This is a genomic window from Amycolatopsis sp. SB7-3, assembly GCF_041021335.1.
Lineage (GTDB): Bacteria > Actinomycetota > Actinomycetes > Mycobacteriales > Pseudonocardiaceae > Amycolatopsis > Amycolatopsis japonica.
On sequence record NZ_JBFPJQ010000002.1, the window covers coordinates 970,171 to 989,305 of the forward strand.

The 19,135-nt window shown below is 71.3% G+C and carries 2 protein-coding genes; both read right to left on the minus strand.

Annotated elements, in window-relative coordinates:
- Window positions 1-3 precede the first annotated feature (3 nt).
- On the minus strand, window positions 4-17,724 hold the full coding sequence (locus AB8M46_RS22700; protein WP_394361467.1) for a non-ribosomal peptide synthase/polyketide synthase: 17,721 nt from the start codon (window positions 17,722-17,724) through the stop codon (window positions 4-6).
- Entirely contained in the window at window positions 17,649-18,947 is a 1,299-nt protein-coding gene (locus AB8M46_RS22705; protein ID WP_394361468.1) for a serine hydrolase domain-containing protein, read from the minus strand. Before AB8M46_RS22705 ends, AB8M46_RS22700 begins: the two co-directional genes overlap by 76 nt.
- Window positions 18,948-19,135 lie beyond the last annotated feature (188 nt).

Here is a 19,135-nt window from a genome sequence, read left to right on the forward strand (position 1 = left end):
TCCTCACGCTTCCGTTTCGGAGGCGAGGCTTTCGAGCTCGCCCAAGATGAGTTCTTCGACCGTTCCGGCCAGCCCGGCGACGGTGCGCGCGGTCAGGACGTCGGCCGGGGTGAGCCGGACCGCGAACAAGGCGCCCGCCTTGGCCGCGATGTGCAGGCTTCGCAGCGAATCCCCGCCGAGGGCGAAGAAGTTGTCCTCGACGCCGATCCGCTCCACGCCGAGCACTTCGGCCCAGATCGCGGCCAGCGCCTGTTCGGTTTCGGTTTCCGGCTCGACGTACCCGGTCTCCGGCGCGGCGGGCGCGGGCAAGGCTTTGCGGTCGAGCTTTCCGTTGGCGCTGACCGGGATCCGGTCCAGCGCGACGAACGCCGACGGCACCAGATAGTCCGGAAGCCGATCGGCCAGGAAGTCCCGGAGCGTGTCCTGCCCGGCTTCCGACACGACGTAGGCGACGAGTTGCTTCAGGCCGGGCTGATCCTCGCGGACGACGACCGCGGCCTGCGCCACGGCGGGATGCCGGGCCAGCACGGCCTCGACCTCACCCGGTTCGACCCGGAATCCGCGCAGCTTCACCTGATCGTCCGCCCGCCCGAGGAATTCGAGGGTGCCCGTTCCGGTCCAGCGGACGACGTCGCCGGTGCGGTACATCCGTTGCCCGCCCGGTGCCGGGAGGAACCGGTCGGCGGTCAGCCCCGGCCGGCCGCGGTAGCCGCGGGCGAGCCCGGCGCCGGCGAGGTACAGCTCGCCCGGCACTCCCGGCGGCACCGGGCGCAGATCCGGATCGAGGACGCGGGCGACCATGCCGTCCAGCGGCGTGCCGATGGGGATCCGGTCCGGAACCGTCTCGTCCATCGGATGGGCGGTGGCGAACGTCGTGGTCTCGGTGGGGCCGTAGCCGTCCACGACCCGCAGCCCCGGGCAGGCACTCAGCGCTCGCCGCACCGCTTCGGCGGGCACGACGTCACCGCCGGTCCACACCTCCCGCAGTCCGGCGAAGCAGTCCGGGCTTTCCTGCGCCAGCACCCGGAACAGGCCCGCCGTGACCCACATCCCGGTCAGCCCGTGCTCGCGGATCAAGGTCCGCAGCCGGTGCGCGTCGAGGTCGCCGTCCGGGGCGGTGACGACGCGGCCGCCGGTGAGCAGCGGTACCCACAGTTCGTAGGTGGTCGCGTCGAAGGCCGCCGGGGAATGCAGCAGGACCACTTCGTGTGCCCCGCTCCGGAACCGGCTGTCCCCGGCCAAGGCGGCGACGTCGCGGTGCCGCACGGCGACGCCCTTCGGCGTTCCGGTGGACCCGGAGGTGTACATGACGTACGCCAGCTGGTCGGGATCGACGACGAGGGCGGGATCACCGTCCGGCTCTTCGTCCACAGAGGACAGCCGGATGGCGTCCGGGTACCCGGTGTCGGACACGACGAGCCGCACACCTTCGAGCAATACCCGCCGTCGTTCCGCCGGGGCTCGGGTGTCGATCGGCAGATACGCGCCGCCCGCCTTGACCACGGCCAGTTCCGCCACCACGGTGCCCGCCCTGCTCGTCGCGAGGCCGACCGGTTCCTCCGGGCGCAGGCCGAGCCCGATCAGGCGGTTGGCCAGCCGGTTCGCCCGCCGGTTCAGCTCGGCATAGGTGACCTGTTCCCCGTCGAGGACGGCAGCCACCGCGTCGGGCCGGGTGCGGATCTGCTCGGCGAAGAGGTCCGGCAGCGACCGGGCGGGGGCCGCCGTACCGGTTTCCGTCCATTCCGCCAGGAGTAGTTCGCCCTCCGGAGTCAGCATCGGCACGTCGGTGATCGCCCGAGCGCCGTCCACGGTCAGCTCCCGGAGCAGCGTGAGCAGGTGACCGGCCAGCCGGCTCACCGTTTCCTCGTCGAACAAGGCCGGGTCATAGCCCAGATCGACGTTCAGCTCACGCCCGGGCGACGCGACGACCGTCAGCGGGAAGTTCGTCGTCTCTCGTGCCGACAGATCGTGCACGGTCAACCCGTGCCCGGCCTCGGCGCCGGTGATCGGATAGTTCTCGAACACCACCAGGCTCTCGCAGAGGTTCACTCCCCCGGGCAGCTCCGCCCAGCCTTGGACCAGCGCGAGCGGAAGATGTCCGTGACGGCGGGCCTCGGCCTGCCCCGCCTGAAGATCCGCGAGCCACTCGGCGACGCGGGCACCCCGGTCGATCCCGACCCTGACCGGCAGCGTGTTGATGAAGATGCCGGTGATCGCGTCCACGCCGGGCACCTCGGGTGGGCGGCCGGAGACGGTGGACCCGAACACGACGTCGTCGTGACCGTTGTACGCCGACAGCAGCAAGGCCCATGCCCCTTGCAGGACCGCGTTGTGCGTGAGGCCGTGGCGTTTGACGAACTCGTCGAGCCCGCTCGTCGCCGCCTCGTCCAGGCGGACGGGCAGCCATTCGGACGAACAGGCGATATGCCCGGCCGCGGACGCCCGGTCGCCGGGAACGGGTGTCGGCCCGTCGATCCCGGAAAGCGTGCGACGCCAGAAGCGTTCGGCGCCGGCCCGGCCGAGGCCGCCCAGCCATGCGAGGTAGTCCCGGAACGGCGGCCTCGTGGGCAGCGTCTGCCCGGCGTACGCGCCACAGACGTCGGACAGGACGTGGAAGACGCTCCAGCCGTCGAGCAGTGCGTGGTGGAACGTCCACAGCACCTGGACTTCGGTCGCCGACAACCGCACGAGCGCCACGCGCATCAGCGGCGCCTCCGCGAGATCGAGCCCTTGTTCGCGGTCCTCGGCCAGGAGCCGCTGGAGATCGTGACCGGTCCCGTCCAGCACGCGGATCGGCAGCCGTACATCGCGGTGTACCACCTGCAGCGGCTCCTCGACGCCGGCCCACACGAACGCCGTCCGCAGGACCGGCGTGCGGTCCACGACCCGCTGCCACGCCGCGGCGAGCCGGTCGAGGTCCGTGACGCCTTCGAGGACGAACGTCGCCTGTTCGACGTACATGCCTTGCGCCGTCTGGGAAAGGCCGTGGAACAGCATCCCGCCCTGCATGGGCGTCACCGGGTAGACGTCTTCGACCGCCCGGCCGTCGCCGACCAATGTGTCCACTGTGGACTGATCGAGGGTGGCGAGCGGGAAGTCCGACGGCGTGCGGCCACCGGCCTCCGGGGCCGCGCAGTGCGCGATGATCTCACGCAGGGCGGCCAGCATCCGCTCCGCCAGCTCTTCGACGGTGCCGCGATCGTGCCGGGTCTCCACGTGCGCCCAGGTCAGCTCCAGTGTCCCGGCCACGACACGGCCGACGATGTCGAGCGTGTGGCTCGCGGGAGCGGCCGGGTCGACGTCGGCGTCGAGGGCGCCGGTCCGGAACGCGCCCGCCTCGGTGTCGTCGAACCGGCCGAGGTAGTTGAAGCCGATCCGGGGATCGATGGCCGGCGCGGTACCGGTGAGATACCGCAGGGCGCCGTACCCGATTCCCCGCCGCGGCACCGCCCGGAGCTGTTCCTTCACCGCTTTGAGCGCGGCACCCCAGCCGTCCGGGACGTCGAGCGCCACAGGGAACACGCTGGTGAACCAGCCGACCGTGCGGGACAGGTCGACGTCGTCGAACAGGTCTTCGCGTCCGTGGCCCTCCAGGTCGATCACCGGGGTCTGCCCGGTCCAGTCCCGGAGGACCCGGCCCAGCGCGGTGAGCAGCACGTCGTTGACCTGCGTGCGGTAGACCTCGGGAACGTCCTGGAGAAGTGCCCGGGTCTCCTCGGCGGTGAGCCGGACCGTCACCTCGCCCGTGTCGGCGATCGTGGCCGGTTCCCGATCGACCGACGGCGCCGGGATCCCGCGCCAGTACGCCAGTTCGTCGTCGAAGCCGCCGGATTCGGCGTGCTCGGCCAGCCGCCTGGACCACTCCAGGTACGACGTCGTCTTCGGCCCGAGTTCGCCGCCGCGGTAGGCGGTTTCCAGATCCTCCAGCAGGATCCGCCAGGAAACGCCGTCGACGACGAGGTGGTGCGCGGCCAGGGTCAGCCGCCGCCCGTCGAGCATCGCGGCCAGCAAGGGACCTCGTCCGAGGTCGAAGGCGATCTCATCGGTGAGCAGTTCGGCCGGCCACACCGGTTCACCGTGCTGGACGCCGTCACGCTCGAACCGCAGTCGCAGCCCGTCGTGCTGTGCCCACACGGCTTCCAGCGCGCGGCGAAGCGCGGCTTCGTCGACGTCCTCGGTGAACTCCAGCACCACTCGCTGGTCGAACCGGTCCGGCAGGCCGTCGAAGTACCAGTGCTGGATCGGGGTGAGCGGCGCCGTCCCGGTGACCGGCCCCTGTTCGGCGCGCGGCCCGGCGTCGCCACCGGCGTGTGCGGCCAGCGCGGCGAGGGTCGGATGCCGGAAGACGTCGTGGGGCAGCAGGCTCAACCCGGCGCGGCGGGCGCGCGACACGACCTGGATGCTGAGGATCGAGTCGCCGCCCAGTGCGAAGAAGTTGGCCTCCGCGCCGACGTCCGCGACGCCGAGCACGTCGGACCAGATCGCGGCGAGCGCGCGTTCGGCCTCGGTCGCGGGCGCGGTCCGGGCCGTCTTGTCGCCGAAATCCGGCGCCGGCAGGGCGCGGCGGTCGATCTTCCCGTTGGCGGTCAACGGGAAGCGGTCGAGCCGGACGAACGCGGCGGGCACCATGTAGTCGGGCAGGGTCCGGCCGAGGAATCCGGCGAGGCCGTCCGCGTCGCCCGTGTGGTAGGCGACGAGCCGTTTGACGCCGTGGTCCTCCCTGGTCAGCACCGCGGCCTGGCCGACGCCCGGATGCGCGGTCAGCGCGGCCTCGATCTCGGCCGGTTCGATCCGGAAACCGCGGACCTTGACCTGCTCGTCGGCGCGCCCGGTGTACTCCAGTTCGCCGAGCGGGTTCCAGCGGACGAGGTCGCCGGTGCGGTACATCCGCTCCCCCGGCGGGCCGAACGGGTCGGGCACGAACCTGTCGGCGGTCAGCGCCGGATCACCGAAATACCCGCGAGCGAGCCCGGCCCCGGCGATGTACAGCTCACCAGGCACTCCTTGCGGCACGAGCCGCAGTTCGGCGTCGAGGACGTAGGTCCGCATGTTGTCGAGCGGTTTCCCGATCGGGACGGCACCGGCGACGTCGTCCGGGATCGGCTGCGAGGTGGCGAAGGTCGTCGTCTCGGTCGGACCGTAGCCGTCGACGACGACCGTGCCCGGGCACGCCTCCTGTACCCGGCGGACCGCGGCGGCCGGGACGACGTCGCCGCCCGCCCACACCTCACTCATCCCGCGGAAGGTCTCCGGAGCTTCCTGCGCGAGCAGCCGGAACAGCCCGGCGGTGAAGAACGCCCCGTGGACCTCGTACTCGGCGATGATCCGGCGGAGGGTGTCCACGTCCAGGTCTCCCGGAGGGGCCACGACGACGGTGCCGCCGTTGAGCAGCGGGACCCACAGCTCGTAGGTGGAGGCGTCGAAGGCGGGCGAAGCGTGCAGCAGCACCCGCTCGTGCGCGGCGAAGCGCCGGTCGGCGGCGAGGGCGACGACGTCACGCTGACGTACGGCCACACCCTTCGGCCTGCCCGTCGAACCGGACGTGTACATCACGTACGCGAGGTTGTCCGGCGCCGCCTCGGGGAGCGCGGCGTCCGCGGTCCGGCCGTCGGGGACGACGATCTGTCCACTGTAGACAGACGAGTCGGCGCGGACCCGGTCGGTGACGAGGATCGGCACACCGTCCAGCAGTGTCTTCAACCGTGGCCCGGGCGCCCTCGTGTCCAGCGGGAGGTACGCCGCACCGGCTTTGACGACGGCGAGTTCGGCGACGACCAGCTCCGGCGAGCGGTCCATGAGCACACCGACGACGGTTTCGGGACCGGCGCCGAGTGACACCAGACGGCGGGCGAGCCGGTCCGCGCGCTCGTCCAGGTCCGCGTAGGTCAGGCGGACTCCGTCGCCGACGAGGGCGATCGCGCCGGGAGTGTGCGCGACCTGCCGTCCGAAGAGCTCGGCGAGACTTCCCTCCGGCAGCGGACGCGCGGTGTCGTTCCAGTCGCCGAGGATCTGGAGACGTTCGGCGTCGGTGAGCAGGTCGATGGTGTCGAGCGGACGGTTCAGGTCCTCGGCGAAGGCGTCGAGCACACCCACGAGCTGGTCCGTGATCCGCTCGGCCGTCGCGGCGTCGAACAGCTCGGGGTCGTAGCCGACGTCGAGGCTCAGCCGCTCCCCCGGCGACGCGACGACGCTGATCGGGTAGTTCGTCGTTTCGGCGGCGTCGACATCCCGCAACCGCAGCCCGTCGCGCGTTGCCGAAGCGATCGGATAGTTCTCGAAGACGACGAGGCTGTCGAAGAGGCCGCCGTCCGTCCCGCTCCACGCCTGCAGCTTCGTCAGCGGCAGATGCCCGTACCTGCGGGACTCCACTTGCCGGTCCTGCAACGCCGCCAGCCATCGCGCGACCGGCGACCGATCGGTGGTGACGCGGACCGGGAGCGTGTTGATGAAGATCCCGGTGATGTCGTCGGCGCCGGTCAGGTCGACCGGACGACCGGAAACGGTGGTGCCGAAACAGACGTCACGCTCCCCGGTCAGCCGGGACAGCACCAGCGCCCACGCGCCCTGCAGGACGGTGTTCATCGTGAGGCCCGCCTTGCGCGCGGCTTCCCCGAGCCGCGCCGAGCTTTCGACCGGGACCCGCAGCCACTCGGCCGATCGGCTCGTGTGGTCCTGCGCCGTGAGCCGGCCACGTGCGGTGAAGTCGCCGAGTTCGCGACGCCAGTGGCGTTCCGCCTCGGTGTCGTCCTGGCGGTCCAGCCACGCGACGTAATCCCGGAACGGTGGCCGTTCGGGCGGTTCGTCCCCGGCATAGGCGGCGAAGACGTCGGACAACACTCCGAAGACGCTCCAGCCGTCGAGCAGGACATGGTGGAACGTCCACAGCACCCGGACTTCCGTGTCCGACAGCCGCGCCAGAGTCAGCCGCAGCAAGGCTTCGCCGTCCAGGTCCAGCCCCTCGGCACGGTCCGCGGCCAAGACCTCCTGCCAGAACCGCTCCTGCCCTCCGGCCGTGTGGGCACGCCAGTCGAGCCGGTTGACCGGGACGGTCACCCGTCGCCGCACCACCTGCACCGGCTCCGGCACACCCTCCCAGGCGATCGTCGTGCGCAGCACGGGCGTGCGATCGACGACGTGCTGCCAGGCTTCGGCCAGCGCGTCGACGTCCTCGACGCCTTCGACGACGAAACCGACCTGCTGGAAGTAGAGCCGCTCGTCCGGCTGTGACAACGAGTGGAACACCATCCCCGCCTGCATCGGCGTGAGCGGGTAGAGGTCTTCGACCGCCCTGCCGTCCCCGACGAGGGCGTCCACTGTGGATTGATCGAGCGTGAGCAGCGGGAAGTCGGACGGGGTGCGCCCACCGGCCTCCGGTTCGGTGCAATGCGCGATGATCTCCCGCAGGGCGGTCAGCATCGCCTCGGCGAGCCTGTCCACTGTGGACCTGCGATGGACGCCCTCGGTGTAGTACCAGGTCAGTTCGAGTTCGCCGGACTCGACGCGGCCGACGACATCGAGCAGATGCGCTCGCGCCGAAAGCTCGCTCTCGTCCGATTCCAGCCTGCCCGAGGTGAAACGGCCGAGGTAGTTGAAACTCACCGCGGGGTCGATCGGCGGCACGGTCCCGGCCAGGTGACGCAGGGCGCCGTAGCCGATCCCACGCCGTGGCACGGCCCGGAGCTGCTCCTTCACCGACTTCAGTGCCGTACCCCAGCCTTCGGGCACGTCCAGCGCGACCGGGAAGACGCTGGTGAACCAGCCCACCGTGCGGGACAGGTCGACGTCGTCGAACAGGTCTTCGCGCCCGTGTCCTTCCAGGTCGATGACCGGCACCTTGCCCGTCCAGTCCCGCAGCACCCGGCCCAGCGCGGCGAGCAGCACGTCGTTGACCTGCGTGCGATAGGCGGCGGGCACTTCCCTCAGCAGCGCCTCGGTCTCCGCCGCGGGGAGCCGCACGGTGACCTCGCGCATCGAGGCGACCGTGGCCTCACCCTCGCCGTCGACCGGGATCGAGGTGTCCGTCGGCAGGCCGTGCCAGTGGTCGAGTCCGTCGTCGAATCCACCGCCGGCGGTGTGCTCGGCGAGCCTGATCGCCCACTCCCGGAAGGAGGTGGTGCGCGGCCCGAGGTCGATCGCCTCGCCCCGCAGCGCCTGGGCGTAACCGCGGTCGAAGTCCTCCGCGAGCACCCGCCACGAGACACCGTCGACGACGAGGTGGTGCACGGCGAGGGTGACACCGTGCTCGGAGAGGTCGAGGCGGATCAGCGGGGTCTCGGCGCCGACAGGACCGTTCTCCTGCTTCCAGCCGTCGCCGCGGGTGAACCGCATCCGCAGTGCGTCGTGGTGTTCGAGCAGCGCGTCCACGGCCTTGCGCGCGGCGGCGCGGTCGATCCGCTCAGGTCCTAAATGGACGAACTGGTGGAAATGTTCCGGATCGGCCGTCTGGGTCGCGAAGAACCACCGTTGGATCGGGGTGAGCGGCACCTCGCCGCTGACCGGGCCGCGACGGACGGCTTCGGTGGCGCTGCGGGCCGCGGCGGCGAGCGCCGCCGGGGTCCGATGGGCGAACAGGTCGCCGGGCAGCAGTTCCAGCCCGGCACGCCGGGCCTTCGACACCACCTGGATGCTGAGGATCGAGTCGCCGCCCAGTTCGAAGAAGTCGTCGGTCGCGCCGACCCGTTCGACACCCAGCACCTCCGCCCAGATCCCGGCGAGCACGAGCTCGCGATCGGTGCGTGGCGCGACGTGGTCACGCGCCCCGAAGTCCGGGGCGGGCAGGGCGGTGCGGTCGAGCTTCCCGTTGACGTTGACCGGGAATTCCTCCAGCCGGACGAACGCCGCCGGGACCATGTAGTCCGGCAGGGTCCGCCCCAGGAATTCCCCGAGCCCCTCGGTCTCGCCGACGATGTAGGCGACCAGCCGTTTCACCCCACCGTCCGCGCGGGCCAGCACAGCCGCCTGCTCGACGCCGGGGTGCTCGCCCAGCGCGGCCTCGATCTCGCTCGGTTCGACACGGAAGCCGCGGATCTTGACCTGTTCGTCCACCCGGCCGACGAATTCGAGGGCCTCCTCGTCGTTCCAGCGCACCACGTCACCGGTGCGGTACATCCGCTCCCCCGGCGGACCGAACGGATCCGCGACGAACCGGTCCGCGGTCAGCCCGGGCCGTCCGAGGTAGCCCCGCGCGAGCCCTGCCCCGGCGAGATGCAGTTCGCCGGGCGCACCCGGCGGCACCAGGCACAAGTCGTCGTCGAGGACGTAGACACGGGTGTTGTCCAGCGGTGCCCCGATCGGCACGACGTCGGGTACGTCGCCCGGCAGCGGGTGCACGGTGGCGAAGGTCGTGGTCTCGGTGGGGCCGTAGACGTCGGCGACCAGGGTCCGCGGGCAAGCGGCCCGGACCCGGCGCAGCGCGACGGCGGGAACGGCGTCGCCGCCGGTCCAGACCTCGCGCACGCCGGCGAACATCTCCGGTGCCTCCTGCGCGACGAGCCGGAACAGCCCGGTCGTCATGAAGACCCCCGTCACGGCGTGCTCGGTGATCACCCGGCCGAGCGTGTGGACGTCGAGTTCCCCCGGCGGCGCCAGGACGACCGTGCCACCGTTCAGCAACGGCACCCACAGCTCGTAGGTGGACGCGTCGAAGGCCTGCGGCGAGTGCAGCAGCACCCGGTCATGGGCCGCGAAGCGCTGCTCGGCCGCGAGAGCGAGGACGTCGCGATGCCGGGCGGCGACACCCTTCGGTTTGCCGGTCGATCCGGAGGTGTAGATGACGTAGGCGAGCTGCTCGGGGTCGACCGGCACCACGGGCGCGGCCTCCGGTGCGTCACCCGCGTCCGTGACGATCACGCCGTCGTGGATCTCCTCGGCGGTCGACAGCCAAGCCTCGTCGGCGACGAGGACGTCCGCGCCGGCTTCGCTCAGCAGCAGCCGCAACCGCTCGCTGGGCGCGCGCAGGTCCAACGGCAGATAGGCGCCGCCCGCCTTCAGGATCGCGAGTTCGGCCACGACGAGGGCGGGCGAACGGTCCATCAGGAGCGCGACCCGGTTTTCGGCGCGGACGCCGAGCTCCCGCAGCCGGTTCGCCAGGCGGTTCGCCCGGACTTCGAGTTCGCCGTAGCTGACGGTTTCGTCATCGGTCACCAGCGCCACGGCGCCGGGATCCCGGCGTGCGCGAGCCTCGAACAGCTCCGGTACCGACCCCTCCGGTATCCGCCGGGCGGTGGCGTCGCGCTCGCGAAGCAGGTGCCGGATCTCCCGCTCCGACAACATGGGCACCCGTGTCACGGGCTCGTACGGCGCGTCCGCGAAGCCACGGATCAGCGTTTCGAGGTGGCCGGCGAGCCGCCGGGCGAGATCCGGTCCGATCAGCTCAGGGTCGTGGGTCAGCATGAGCGACAACCGGCGGCCCGGATACGCGACGACCCCGAGCGGGTAGTTGGTGCGTTCGGCCGCCCGGACGTCCGCCATCCCCGCGACGTCCGCCACCGGATAGTTCTCGAAGACGACGATGCTGTCGAACAGGCTGCCGCCGGTGTCGCTCCAGGACTGCAACCGCGGCAGGCCGACATGGCCGTACCGGCGGGATTCCGCCTGCGCCGCCTGCAGTTCGCGAAGCCAGCCGACGAGACCGCGCCCGGCGTCGAGCCGGACCCGCACCGGCAGGGTGTTGATGAACAGACCCGCGATGTCGTCCGCTCCCGGCAGCTCGACCGGCCTGCCCGACACCGTCGCGCCGAAACACACCTCGGATTCGCCGCTGTAGCGGGAAAGCAGCGCCGCCCAGGCGCCCTGGACGATCGTGTTGAGCGTCAGGTGGTGCCGTCGCGCGAACGCGTGGATCCGAGCGGTCGTGGCGTCGTCGAAGTCCACCGGTACCCGGGCTGACGAGCTGGCGGCGTGTGCGCGGGCGCCGCGATCACCGGGTAGCGGGGTCGGCGTCACTCCGGCGAGTTCGGCCCGCCAGTGGGCTTCGGCGGCTTCGTCGTCCTGCTCGGCGAGCCATCCGGCGTAGTCGCGGAACGGACGACGCACCGGTGGCTCTTCACCACGCAGCACGGCGAGGACGTCGGACAGGACACCGAAGACGCTCCAGCCGTCCAGCAGCACGTGATGGAACGTCCAGATCACCCGGACCGAGGCCGCCGACTCCTTGGCGACGACCAGCCGTGTCAGCGGGGCGCGGGTCAGGTCGAGCCCTTCGGCGAGGTCTTCGGCCAGCTCCCGCCGCAGCGCCTCCTCGGCGTCCACTGTGGACCAGTCCGGGCAGCTCACCGGGATCTCCGCCGTCCGCAGCACGATCTGCAGCGGACGCGGTACCCCTTCCCAGATGATCCGGCTGCGCAGGACCGGGGTGCGCTCGACCACTCCTCGCCAGGCCGCGACGAGCGCACGAGGGTCGGGAACGTCGTCGACGGTGAAGGTGATCTGTTCGAAGTAGTTGCGATCGCCGGGCCGGGCCAGGCTGTGGAACACCATGCCCGCCTGCATCGGCGTCAGCGGGTACACGTCCTCCACGTCCCGGCCGTCGCCCACCAGCTCGTCCACAGTGGACTGGTCGAGTCCCGCCAGCGGGAAGTCCGACGGCGTCCGCCCGCCCGCACCGGGTTCGGCGCAGTGCCCGAGGAGTCCACGCAGGTTCTCCAGCATGCCTTCGGCCAACCGGGTCACGGTGGCCTCTTCGTGCACGCCTTCCGCGTAGTGCCAGGTGAACTCCAGCGTGTCGCCGGTGACCTGGCCCACCACGTCGAGCAGATGGGGACGGACGCCGCCGGGGTCGGCGGCCAAGGACAGTTCGCCGGGCGAGCCGGTGTAGAGCTCACCGGTCAGCTCGAACTGCCCGAGGTAGTTGAAGCTGATCTGGGGATCGATGGCGGGCGCGGTGCCGGACAGATAGCGCAGCGCGCCGTAGCCGATGCCGCGGCGCGGGACCGCACGCAGCCGCTCCTTCACCGCTTTGATCGCGGCGCCCCAGTCGTCCGGGACGTCCAGCGCCACCGGGAACAGGCTGGTGAACCAGCCCACCGTGCGCGACAGGTCCACGCCGTCGAACAGGTCCTCGCGGCCGTGACCCTCCAGGTCGATCACCGGAACCCGGCCGGTCCAGTCCCGCAGTGTCCGGCCGAGCGCGGTGAGCAGGAGGTCGTTGACCTGGGTCCGGTAGACCTCGGGGACCTGCCGCAGCAATGACCGCGTCTCCCCGGCGGCCAGCCGCACCGTCACGGCGCGGGCCCGGCCTACCGTGTTCGCCCCGATCCCGTCGACCGGGATCGGCGTGACCTCGGGGATCGAGCGCCAATGCTCCAGTTCGTCGTCGAAGCCCCCCTCTTCCGCATGGGCGGACAGACGTGCGGCCCACTCCTGGAACGAGGTCGTCCTCGGGCCGAGATCGGCCTTCCGGTAGGCCAGGTCGAGATCGTCGAGCAGGATCCGCCAGGACACGCCGTCGACGGCGAGATGATGCGCGGACAGATGCAGCACGCGCCGCTCCGGAGGACCGGACAACCTCCAGCGCAGCAGCGAATGCCCGTCCTCGGCACCGGCGATGCGCAGCCGCCACTGGTCTCCGTCGCGGGTGAAAGTCGTGCGCAAGGCGTCGTGGTGTTCGATCAACGATCCGATGGCCGCGGCGAGCGCGGCCTCGTCGGTGTCGTTCGCCAGCTCGACCTCGATCTCTTGATCGAACCGGGCCGGCCCGGAGATCGTGTCGAAGAACCAGCGCTGGATCGGCGTCGGCACGATGTCCCCGGTGACGGGACCTCGATCCGGGACCGTGGAGACGTCGGTCAAGGCCGGAGCGAGGGCGGCGATGGTCTGATACCGGAACAGGTCCGCCGTCGTGATCGACAGCCCCGCCTTCCGTGCCCGCGCGCTGACCTGGATGCCGAGGATCGAGTCGCCGCCGAGGGCGAAGAAGTTGTCCTCGACCCCGACCCGGTCGAGTCCCAGCACGTCGGCCCAGATCCCCGCGAGCACCGCTTCCCGCTCGGTCCGCGGCGCCGTTCTCCCGCTCGACGCGGACTCGAAGCTCGGCTCCGGCAGCGCGCGCCGATCGACTTTCCCGTTGGCGTTGAGGGGAAGCGCGTCGAGGACGACGAACGCCGACGGCACGAGGTAGTCCGGCAGGGTCCGGCCGAGGCTCTCGCGCAAGGTCCCGGTGTCCACTGTGGACCCGTCCGCGGCCACGACGTAGGCGACCAGGTGTTTGCGGCCGGACCCGGAGCGCGCCGTGACCACCGCCTGCGCGACCTCGGGCCGGGCGGTGAGGGCACGTTCCACCTCACCGGGTTCGACCCGGAAGCCGCGGATCTTGAGCTGGTCGTCGGCCCGGCCGGCGAATTCGAGGGTCCCGTCGGAACGCCACCGCCCGCGGTCGCCGGTGCGGTACATGCGTTCGCCGGGAGCACCGTACGGGCAGGCGACGAACCGGTCGGCCGTCGCGCCCGGCCGGCCCGCGTACCCGCGGGCGAGCCCCGGGCCGGCGACGCAGATCTCGCCGAGCGCGCCGCGCGGGACCGGCCGCAGTCCGTCGTCGAGCAGGTAGACGCGCATCCCGGTCAGCGGAGTCCCGATCGGGATCGTTTCGGGGACCGCGTCCGCGGACGTCATGCGGAACGAGGTCGCGAACGTGGTGGTCTCGGTCGGCCCGTAGCCGTCGACGACCGCGACACCGGGGCAGCTGCCGAGCACACGGCGCACGGCTTCGGGTGGGACGACGTCGCCGCCGGTCCAGACTTCCCGGAGGCCGCGGAAACACTCGGGCGTGTCACCGGCGAAGAGCCGGAAGAGCCCGGCGGTGAGCCAGAGGGCGGTCACACCGTGTCGCTCGGTCAGCTCGCGCACGACCTCCGCGTCGACGTCCCCCGGTGGCGCGACGACCACGGTGCCGCCGTTGAGGAGCGGGACCCACAGCTCGTAGGTGGAGGCGTCGAACGCCAGCGGCGAGTGCAGCAGCACCCGCTCGTGCGCTCCGCCGGTGAACCGCGGGTCCGTGGCCAGCGCGACCACGTCGGCGTGCCGGACCGCCACGCCTTTCGGTACGCCGGTGGAGCCCGAGGTGTACTCGACATAGGCCAGGTTCGCGGGTTCGACCGTGACCGTGGCCGTGGCCGCGTCCCCGGTGGACGGCAGCGTCAGTATCCGTCCGTTGTGGACGGTGGCGGCGGTTCCGTGCCACGTCTCGTCGGTGAGCAGAAGCGACGTGCCGTCGAGCAGAAGGCGCAGGCGGTCGGCCGGCGCACGCAGGTCCAGCGGCAGGTAGGCGGCGCCGGCCTTGAGGATCGCCAGCAGCGCCACCACCAGGTCCGCCGAGCGGTCCATCAGCACGCCGACCCGGTCTTCCGGGCGCACCCCGAGTTCGATCAGCCGTCCCGCCAGGCGGTCGGCCCGGGCGCGCAGCTCGCCGTAGTCGAGGCGGTCCGCACCGAAGAGCACCGCGGGGGCCTGCGGATGCTGCTCGGCGTGATGGTCGAACAGCCGCGTGATGGTCATCGACGGAGCGGGGTACGGCGACGGCAGGAGCCGATGGTCGGCCTCGGCGAGCAGCGGCAACTCGCCCACCGGGCGATCCGGATCGGCGGCGATCCCGGTGAGGAGGGCTTCCAGGCTCGCGGTCAGCCGCTCGATCGTCGCACTGTCGAAAAGCGCGGTGGCGTACTCGACGGTGATCCTCAGTCCGTCTTCCCTCGGCCAGAACTCGACGACGAGGTCGAACCTGGCCGACGGCCGGGGCAGGTCGTACTCCGAAACCCGCAGACCGGCGACCTCACGCGGGCGGACCAGCGGGCTCTGCAGGACGACGACCGCCTGCACCAGCGGCGTCCGCGACGGATCACGCTCCGGCTGCACCGCTTCGACGACCCGGTCGAAGGGGACGTCGGCGTGCGCGAACGCCTCCAGCGCCGTCTCCCGGAACCCGGCCAGGAAAGCGGGGAAAGGGCGAGCGGGATCGATTTGCGAGCGAAGCACGAGGGTGTTCACGAAGAACCCCGTCAGCGGCTCCCATTCGGGCCGGTCGCGCCCGGCGACCGCGGTGCCGACCGCGATGTCGCGCTGACCGCCGTAGGCCGACAGGAGGAGTTGCACCGCCGCGGTCAGGGTCATGAACAACGTCGCCCCGTGCGGACGTCCCGCGTCCGTGAGGCCGCGGACGAGTTCCGAGGGCAGATCGTGGCGGTGCACCGCGCCTGCCGTACCGCGCCGGGCAGGCCTCGGGCGGTCGGTCGGGAAAGCCAGCGGTTCGAGTCCATCGAGCGCCGCACGCCAGTAGCCGAGCTGGGCGTCGTTGTCGGTCTGACGGCGCCAGTGCGTGTAATCGCGGTAACCCGACTCCAGCGGCGGCGGGGTCACACCGGCGTAGAAGTCGAGCAGCTCGCCGGTCAGGATCCCGATCGACCGGCCGTCGGTGACGATGTGGTGCTGGCACAGGACGAGCAGATGCTCCTCCGGTCCCTGGCGATAGAGCGTGGCCCTCGTCAGGGGGCCGCTGCGCAGGTCGAACGGGACGCTCAGGTCCGCCGCCAAGGTGGCATCGTCGGCGGCGGTTCCCTTGACACGCAGCGGTATTTCGGCCCTGTCGGCGATGCGCTGGGAACCTTCCTCGAAGGTCGTGCGCAGAGACTCGTGACGCGCGCAGAGCGCGGCCAGCGCACCGCGCAGGGCGTCGACGTCCAGCGGCCCGGAAAGCCGGAGACCGACCGCGGTGTTGTACTCCGCGCTGTCCCCGGTCAGCTCGTCGAGGAACCACAGGCGCCGCTGCGCGGGCGAAAGCGGGAGCACCTGGGACGACGGTGCGGCCGGGAGCGCGTCGTTCCCGGCGGGTTGTGCCTCGTCGACCAGCCGGGCCAGTCCGGTCACGGTGGGTGCGTCGAACACGGCACGAGCCGACAAGGTCACGCCGAAGGTCCGGCGCAGCCGGGACAACGCCTGCACCGCGAGGAGCGAATCGCCGCCCAGGGCGAAGAAATCGTCATCGCTCGCGACGCGGTCCATTCCGAGCACGCCCGCCAGCACGTCGGCGACGGCACGTTCCGTTTCCGAGCGCGGCCCGGTTTCCGTCCGGCTCTCCTCCGGGGGCGCGGGCAGGGCGCGGCGATCGACCTTTCCGTTGGCGTTGAGCGGAAGTGCGTCGAGGACGACGAACGCCGACGGCACCATGTAGTCCGGCAACACCGCCGCGGCCGTCTCCGCGAGATCGTCGAGCACCTCGTCCGGCGCGGTCACGACGTAGGCGACCAACCGCTTGACGCCCGGCTTTCGCTCACGGGCGACGACCACCACCTCGCCCACACCCGGCGCGGCGGCCAGCACCGATTCGATCTCCCCGAGCTCGACCCGGAAACCGCGGACCTTGACCTGGTCGTCGGTCCGGCCGAGGAACTCCAGTTCGCCGTCGCCGTTGTACCGCACCAGATCGCCGGTCCGGTACATCCGGCCGCCGGGTACGGCGGGATCGGCCACGAAGCGGTCGGCGGTCGCCCCCGGTCTGCCCCAGTACCCACGGGCCAGACCGGCCCCGGACAGGTGCAGCTCCCCCGCCTGCCCGGCCGGGACGGCGTTCAGCGCCTCGTCGAGGACGCGGGCGCGGACTCCGTCGAGTGGGCGGCCGATCGGCACGGGGTCCGGTACATCATCCTTTGTGGACATCGGCCGTGAGGTGGCGAAGGTGGTGGTTTCGGTGGGGCCGTAGCCGTCGGTCACGGTGAGACCAGGGCATGCCTCCAGCACCCGGCGGACGGCGGCCGCTGGGACGACGTCTCCGCCGGTCCACACCTCTTCCACACCAAGGAAACAGTCCGGCGCCTCCTGTGCCACGACCCGGAACAGCCCCGCGGTCAGCCAGAGCGAGGTGACCTCGTACCGGCCGACGATCTCGCGCAGCATCTCCACGTCCGGTTCACCCGGCGGCGCGGTCACCACCGTCCCGCCGCCGAGCAGCGGCACCCACAATTCGTAGGTCGACGCGTCGAAAGCGGCCGGGGAATGCAGCAGGACCCGGCGGTGCGCGCCACCCGCGAACCGGCTGTCGGAAGCCAGCGCCGCGACATCCCGATGCCGGACCGCTACTCCCTTCGGCGTCCCGGTCGAGCCCGACGTGTGCATGAGATACGCCAGCTGGTCCGCGTCGACTCGCGGAAGCGCCACGTCCGGCGGCGCGAGTGACCGTCCCGCGACGACGATCCGTCCACTGTGGATTCGCGCGGCGCGCTCCGGCTCGTCCGTGATCAGCACCGAGACGCCCGCGGTGGCCAGCACCAGCCGCGAGCGGTCGTCGGGGGCGCGCCGGTCGAGCGGCACGTAGACCCCGCCCGCCATCACGATCGCCAGCTCGGCGACGACGAGTTCGACGGACCTTTCGAGCAGCAACCCGACCCTGTCCTCGGCACGCACTCCGAGCCGGACCAGCCGGGCGGCGAGGCGGGCGGCACGGTCGGCGAGTGCGGCGTAGGTCAGCTGTCCACCATGGCCGTCCACGGCGACCGCGTCCGGGGTGGAACGCACCCGCGCGGCGAACAGTTCCGGCAGGGCGACGGCTCTTTCGGCTCCGGGGGTGGCCGTCGTGTCGAGCACGGTCATCTTTTCGGTACCTTCCAGGCACAACAAGCGAACCCACCGAGGTGGGCCAGGGGGACGGGGAGGGAGAAGGCGGCTCAGTGACGCCGCGCGAGACGGCCGCCGATTTCGATCGCGGTCGCCTCTCCGGGCGTTCCGCGCAGCCGGCCGCACGGTGTCGGGCGCCCGGTGACGGGGTCGCGCACCGTGAACGAGGCGTCGTCGTGGAGGGTGAGTCCGGGGAAGACCTCGCCGTCGGCGACCAGTTCGGCTCCGCCGTGTTCGCCGGGACGGATCGTGTAATCGATGGCACCGTTGCGATAGGTGCCGAAGTCGCCGGCCGCGATCGGGACCGGGCAGGCCGGTGCGGGCGGCTGCCGCTCCGGGATCGCGAGGCCGAGCGCGCGGAGCTCGGCGACGAGGTCGTGCCACATGTCCGTGCCCGCGGCACCGTTCGCGGTGAAGGCCACGACGCAGGCACCTGCCTGATCGATCCGCAACTGGCACGAGGTGCCGTCGGCGGTGCCGTCGTGGCCGAGCCAGACTTCGTCGCCGTCCTCGTAGTGCGCGATTCCCAGACCCCAGCCGTCGGCCAGGCCGTACGGCTCGGCATCGGGCACCCGGCGGTGCATGTCGGCGGCGGTCACGACGTCGAGCAAACCCGGCTTTCCCAAATGGACCCGGCCGAGTTCGACGAGGTCCGCGGCGCTCAACGCCAGCGCACCGGCGGGTTCGAGCATCGGCGGCAGGGCCTGCTCGACCGGACGGGCACCGGCCGGGCCCGTGGCGCGTCCGTGCCCGGGAACGGTTCTCGGACTTCCGGCGTAGGCGGGCTCGATCTTCAATGGCCGCAGGAGTATCGCCTCGACGGCTTCACGCCAGGTCATCCCGGTGACCGCTTCGATCAGCGATCCCGCCAAGGCGTAGCCCAGATTCGAATACGAGAACGCGGTGCCAGGCGGGCAGACCGAAACCGCCGCGCGGATCTCACGCAGGCACACCCCGGTGACATCGGCCGGATCGGAGGGCAGACCGCTGGTGTGGCTCAGCAGATGTCGTGGTGTCACTCCCTCGGCGAGACCGGGGTCGCCCAAGATTTCGCCGACCGGCTGATCCAGTTCGAGATCGTCGTCCGCGATCAGCGCCATCACGACCGTGGCGGTGGCCACTTTGGTGACCGATCCGATCGGTACGGCGGACGACGGGCCCATCGGTCTCTTTCTGTCCTGGTGCTCGACACCGGTCTGGACCACTGTCGTCACGCCACCGTCGAGCACCGCGAGCTGTGCTCCAGGAACGCCGTGCCCGCCGGCCAAGCGGGCCAGTATCTCTTGGAGCCGTCGTTTCGGCACCGGATTCCGTCCAGTGTGGCCGTACTGTTCCGACGCAGAGCGCATGACCGATTCCTCCCCTGTAGCAGTAAACCGCGATTTGATTGCCGCGTTCCGTACCGCGTCGCATTCCTTGTTCCCCCACCCGTGGAACCGGAAGTCCGCATCGGGCCGGAACAACACGCTGCCCGGACCGCGAGATCGTCTGTACCGCCGATGGTGGGAACAACGATTCGACCGAAAAGCGCCCGGCG

Excerpts from the sequence above, each read along its gene's own strand:
- AB8M46_RS22705 (WP_394361468.1), bottom strand. The coding sequence starts at position 18,947 with ATGCGCTCTGCGTCGGAACAGTACGGCCACACTGGACGGAATCCGGTG.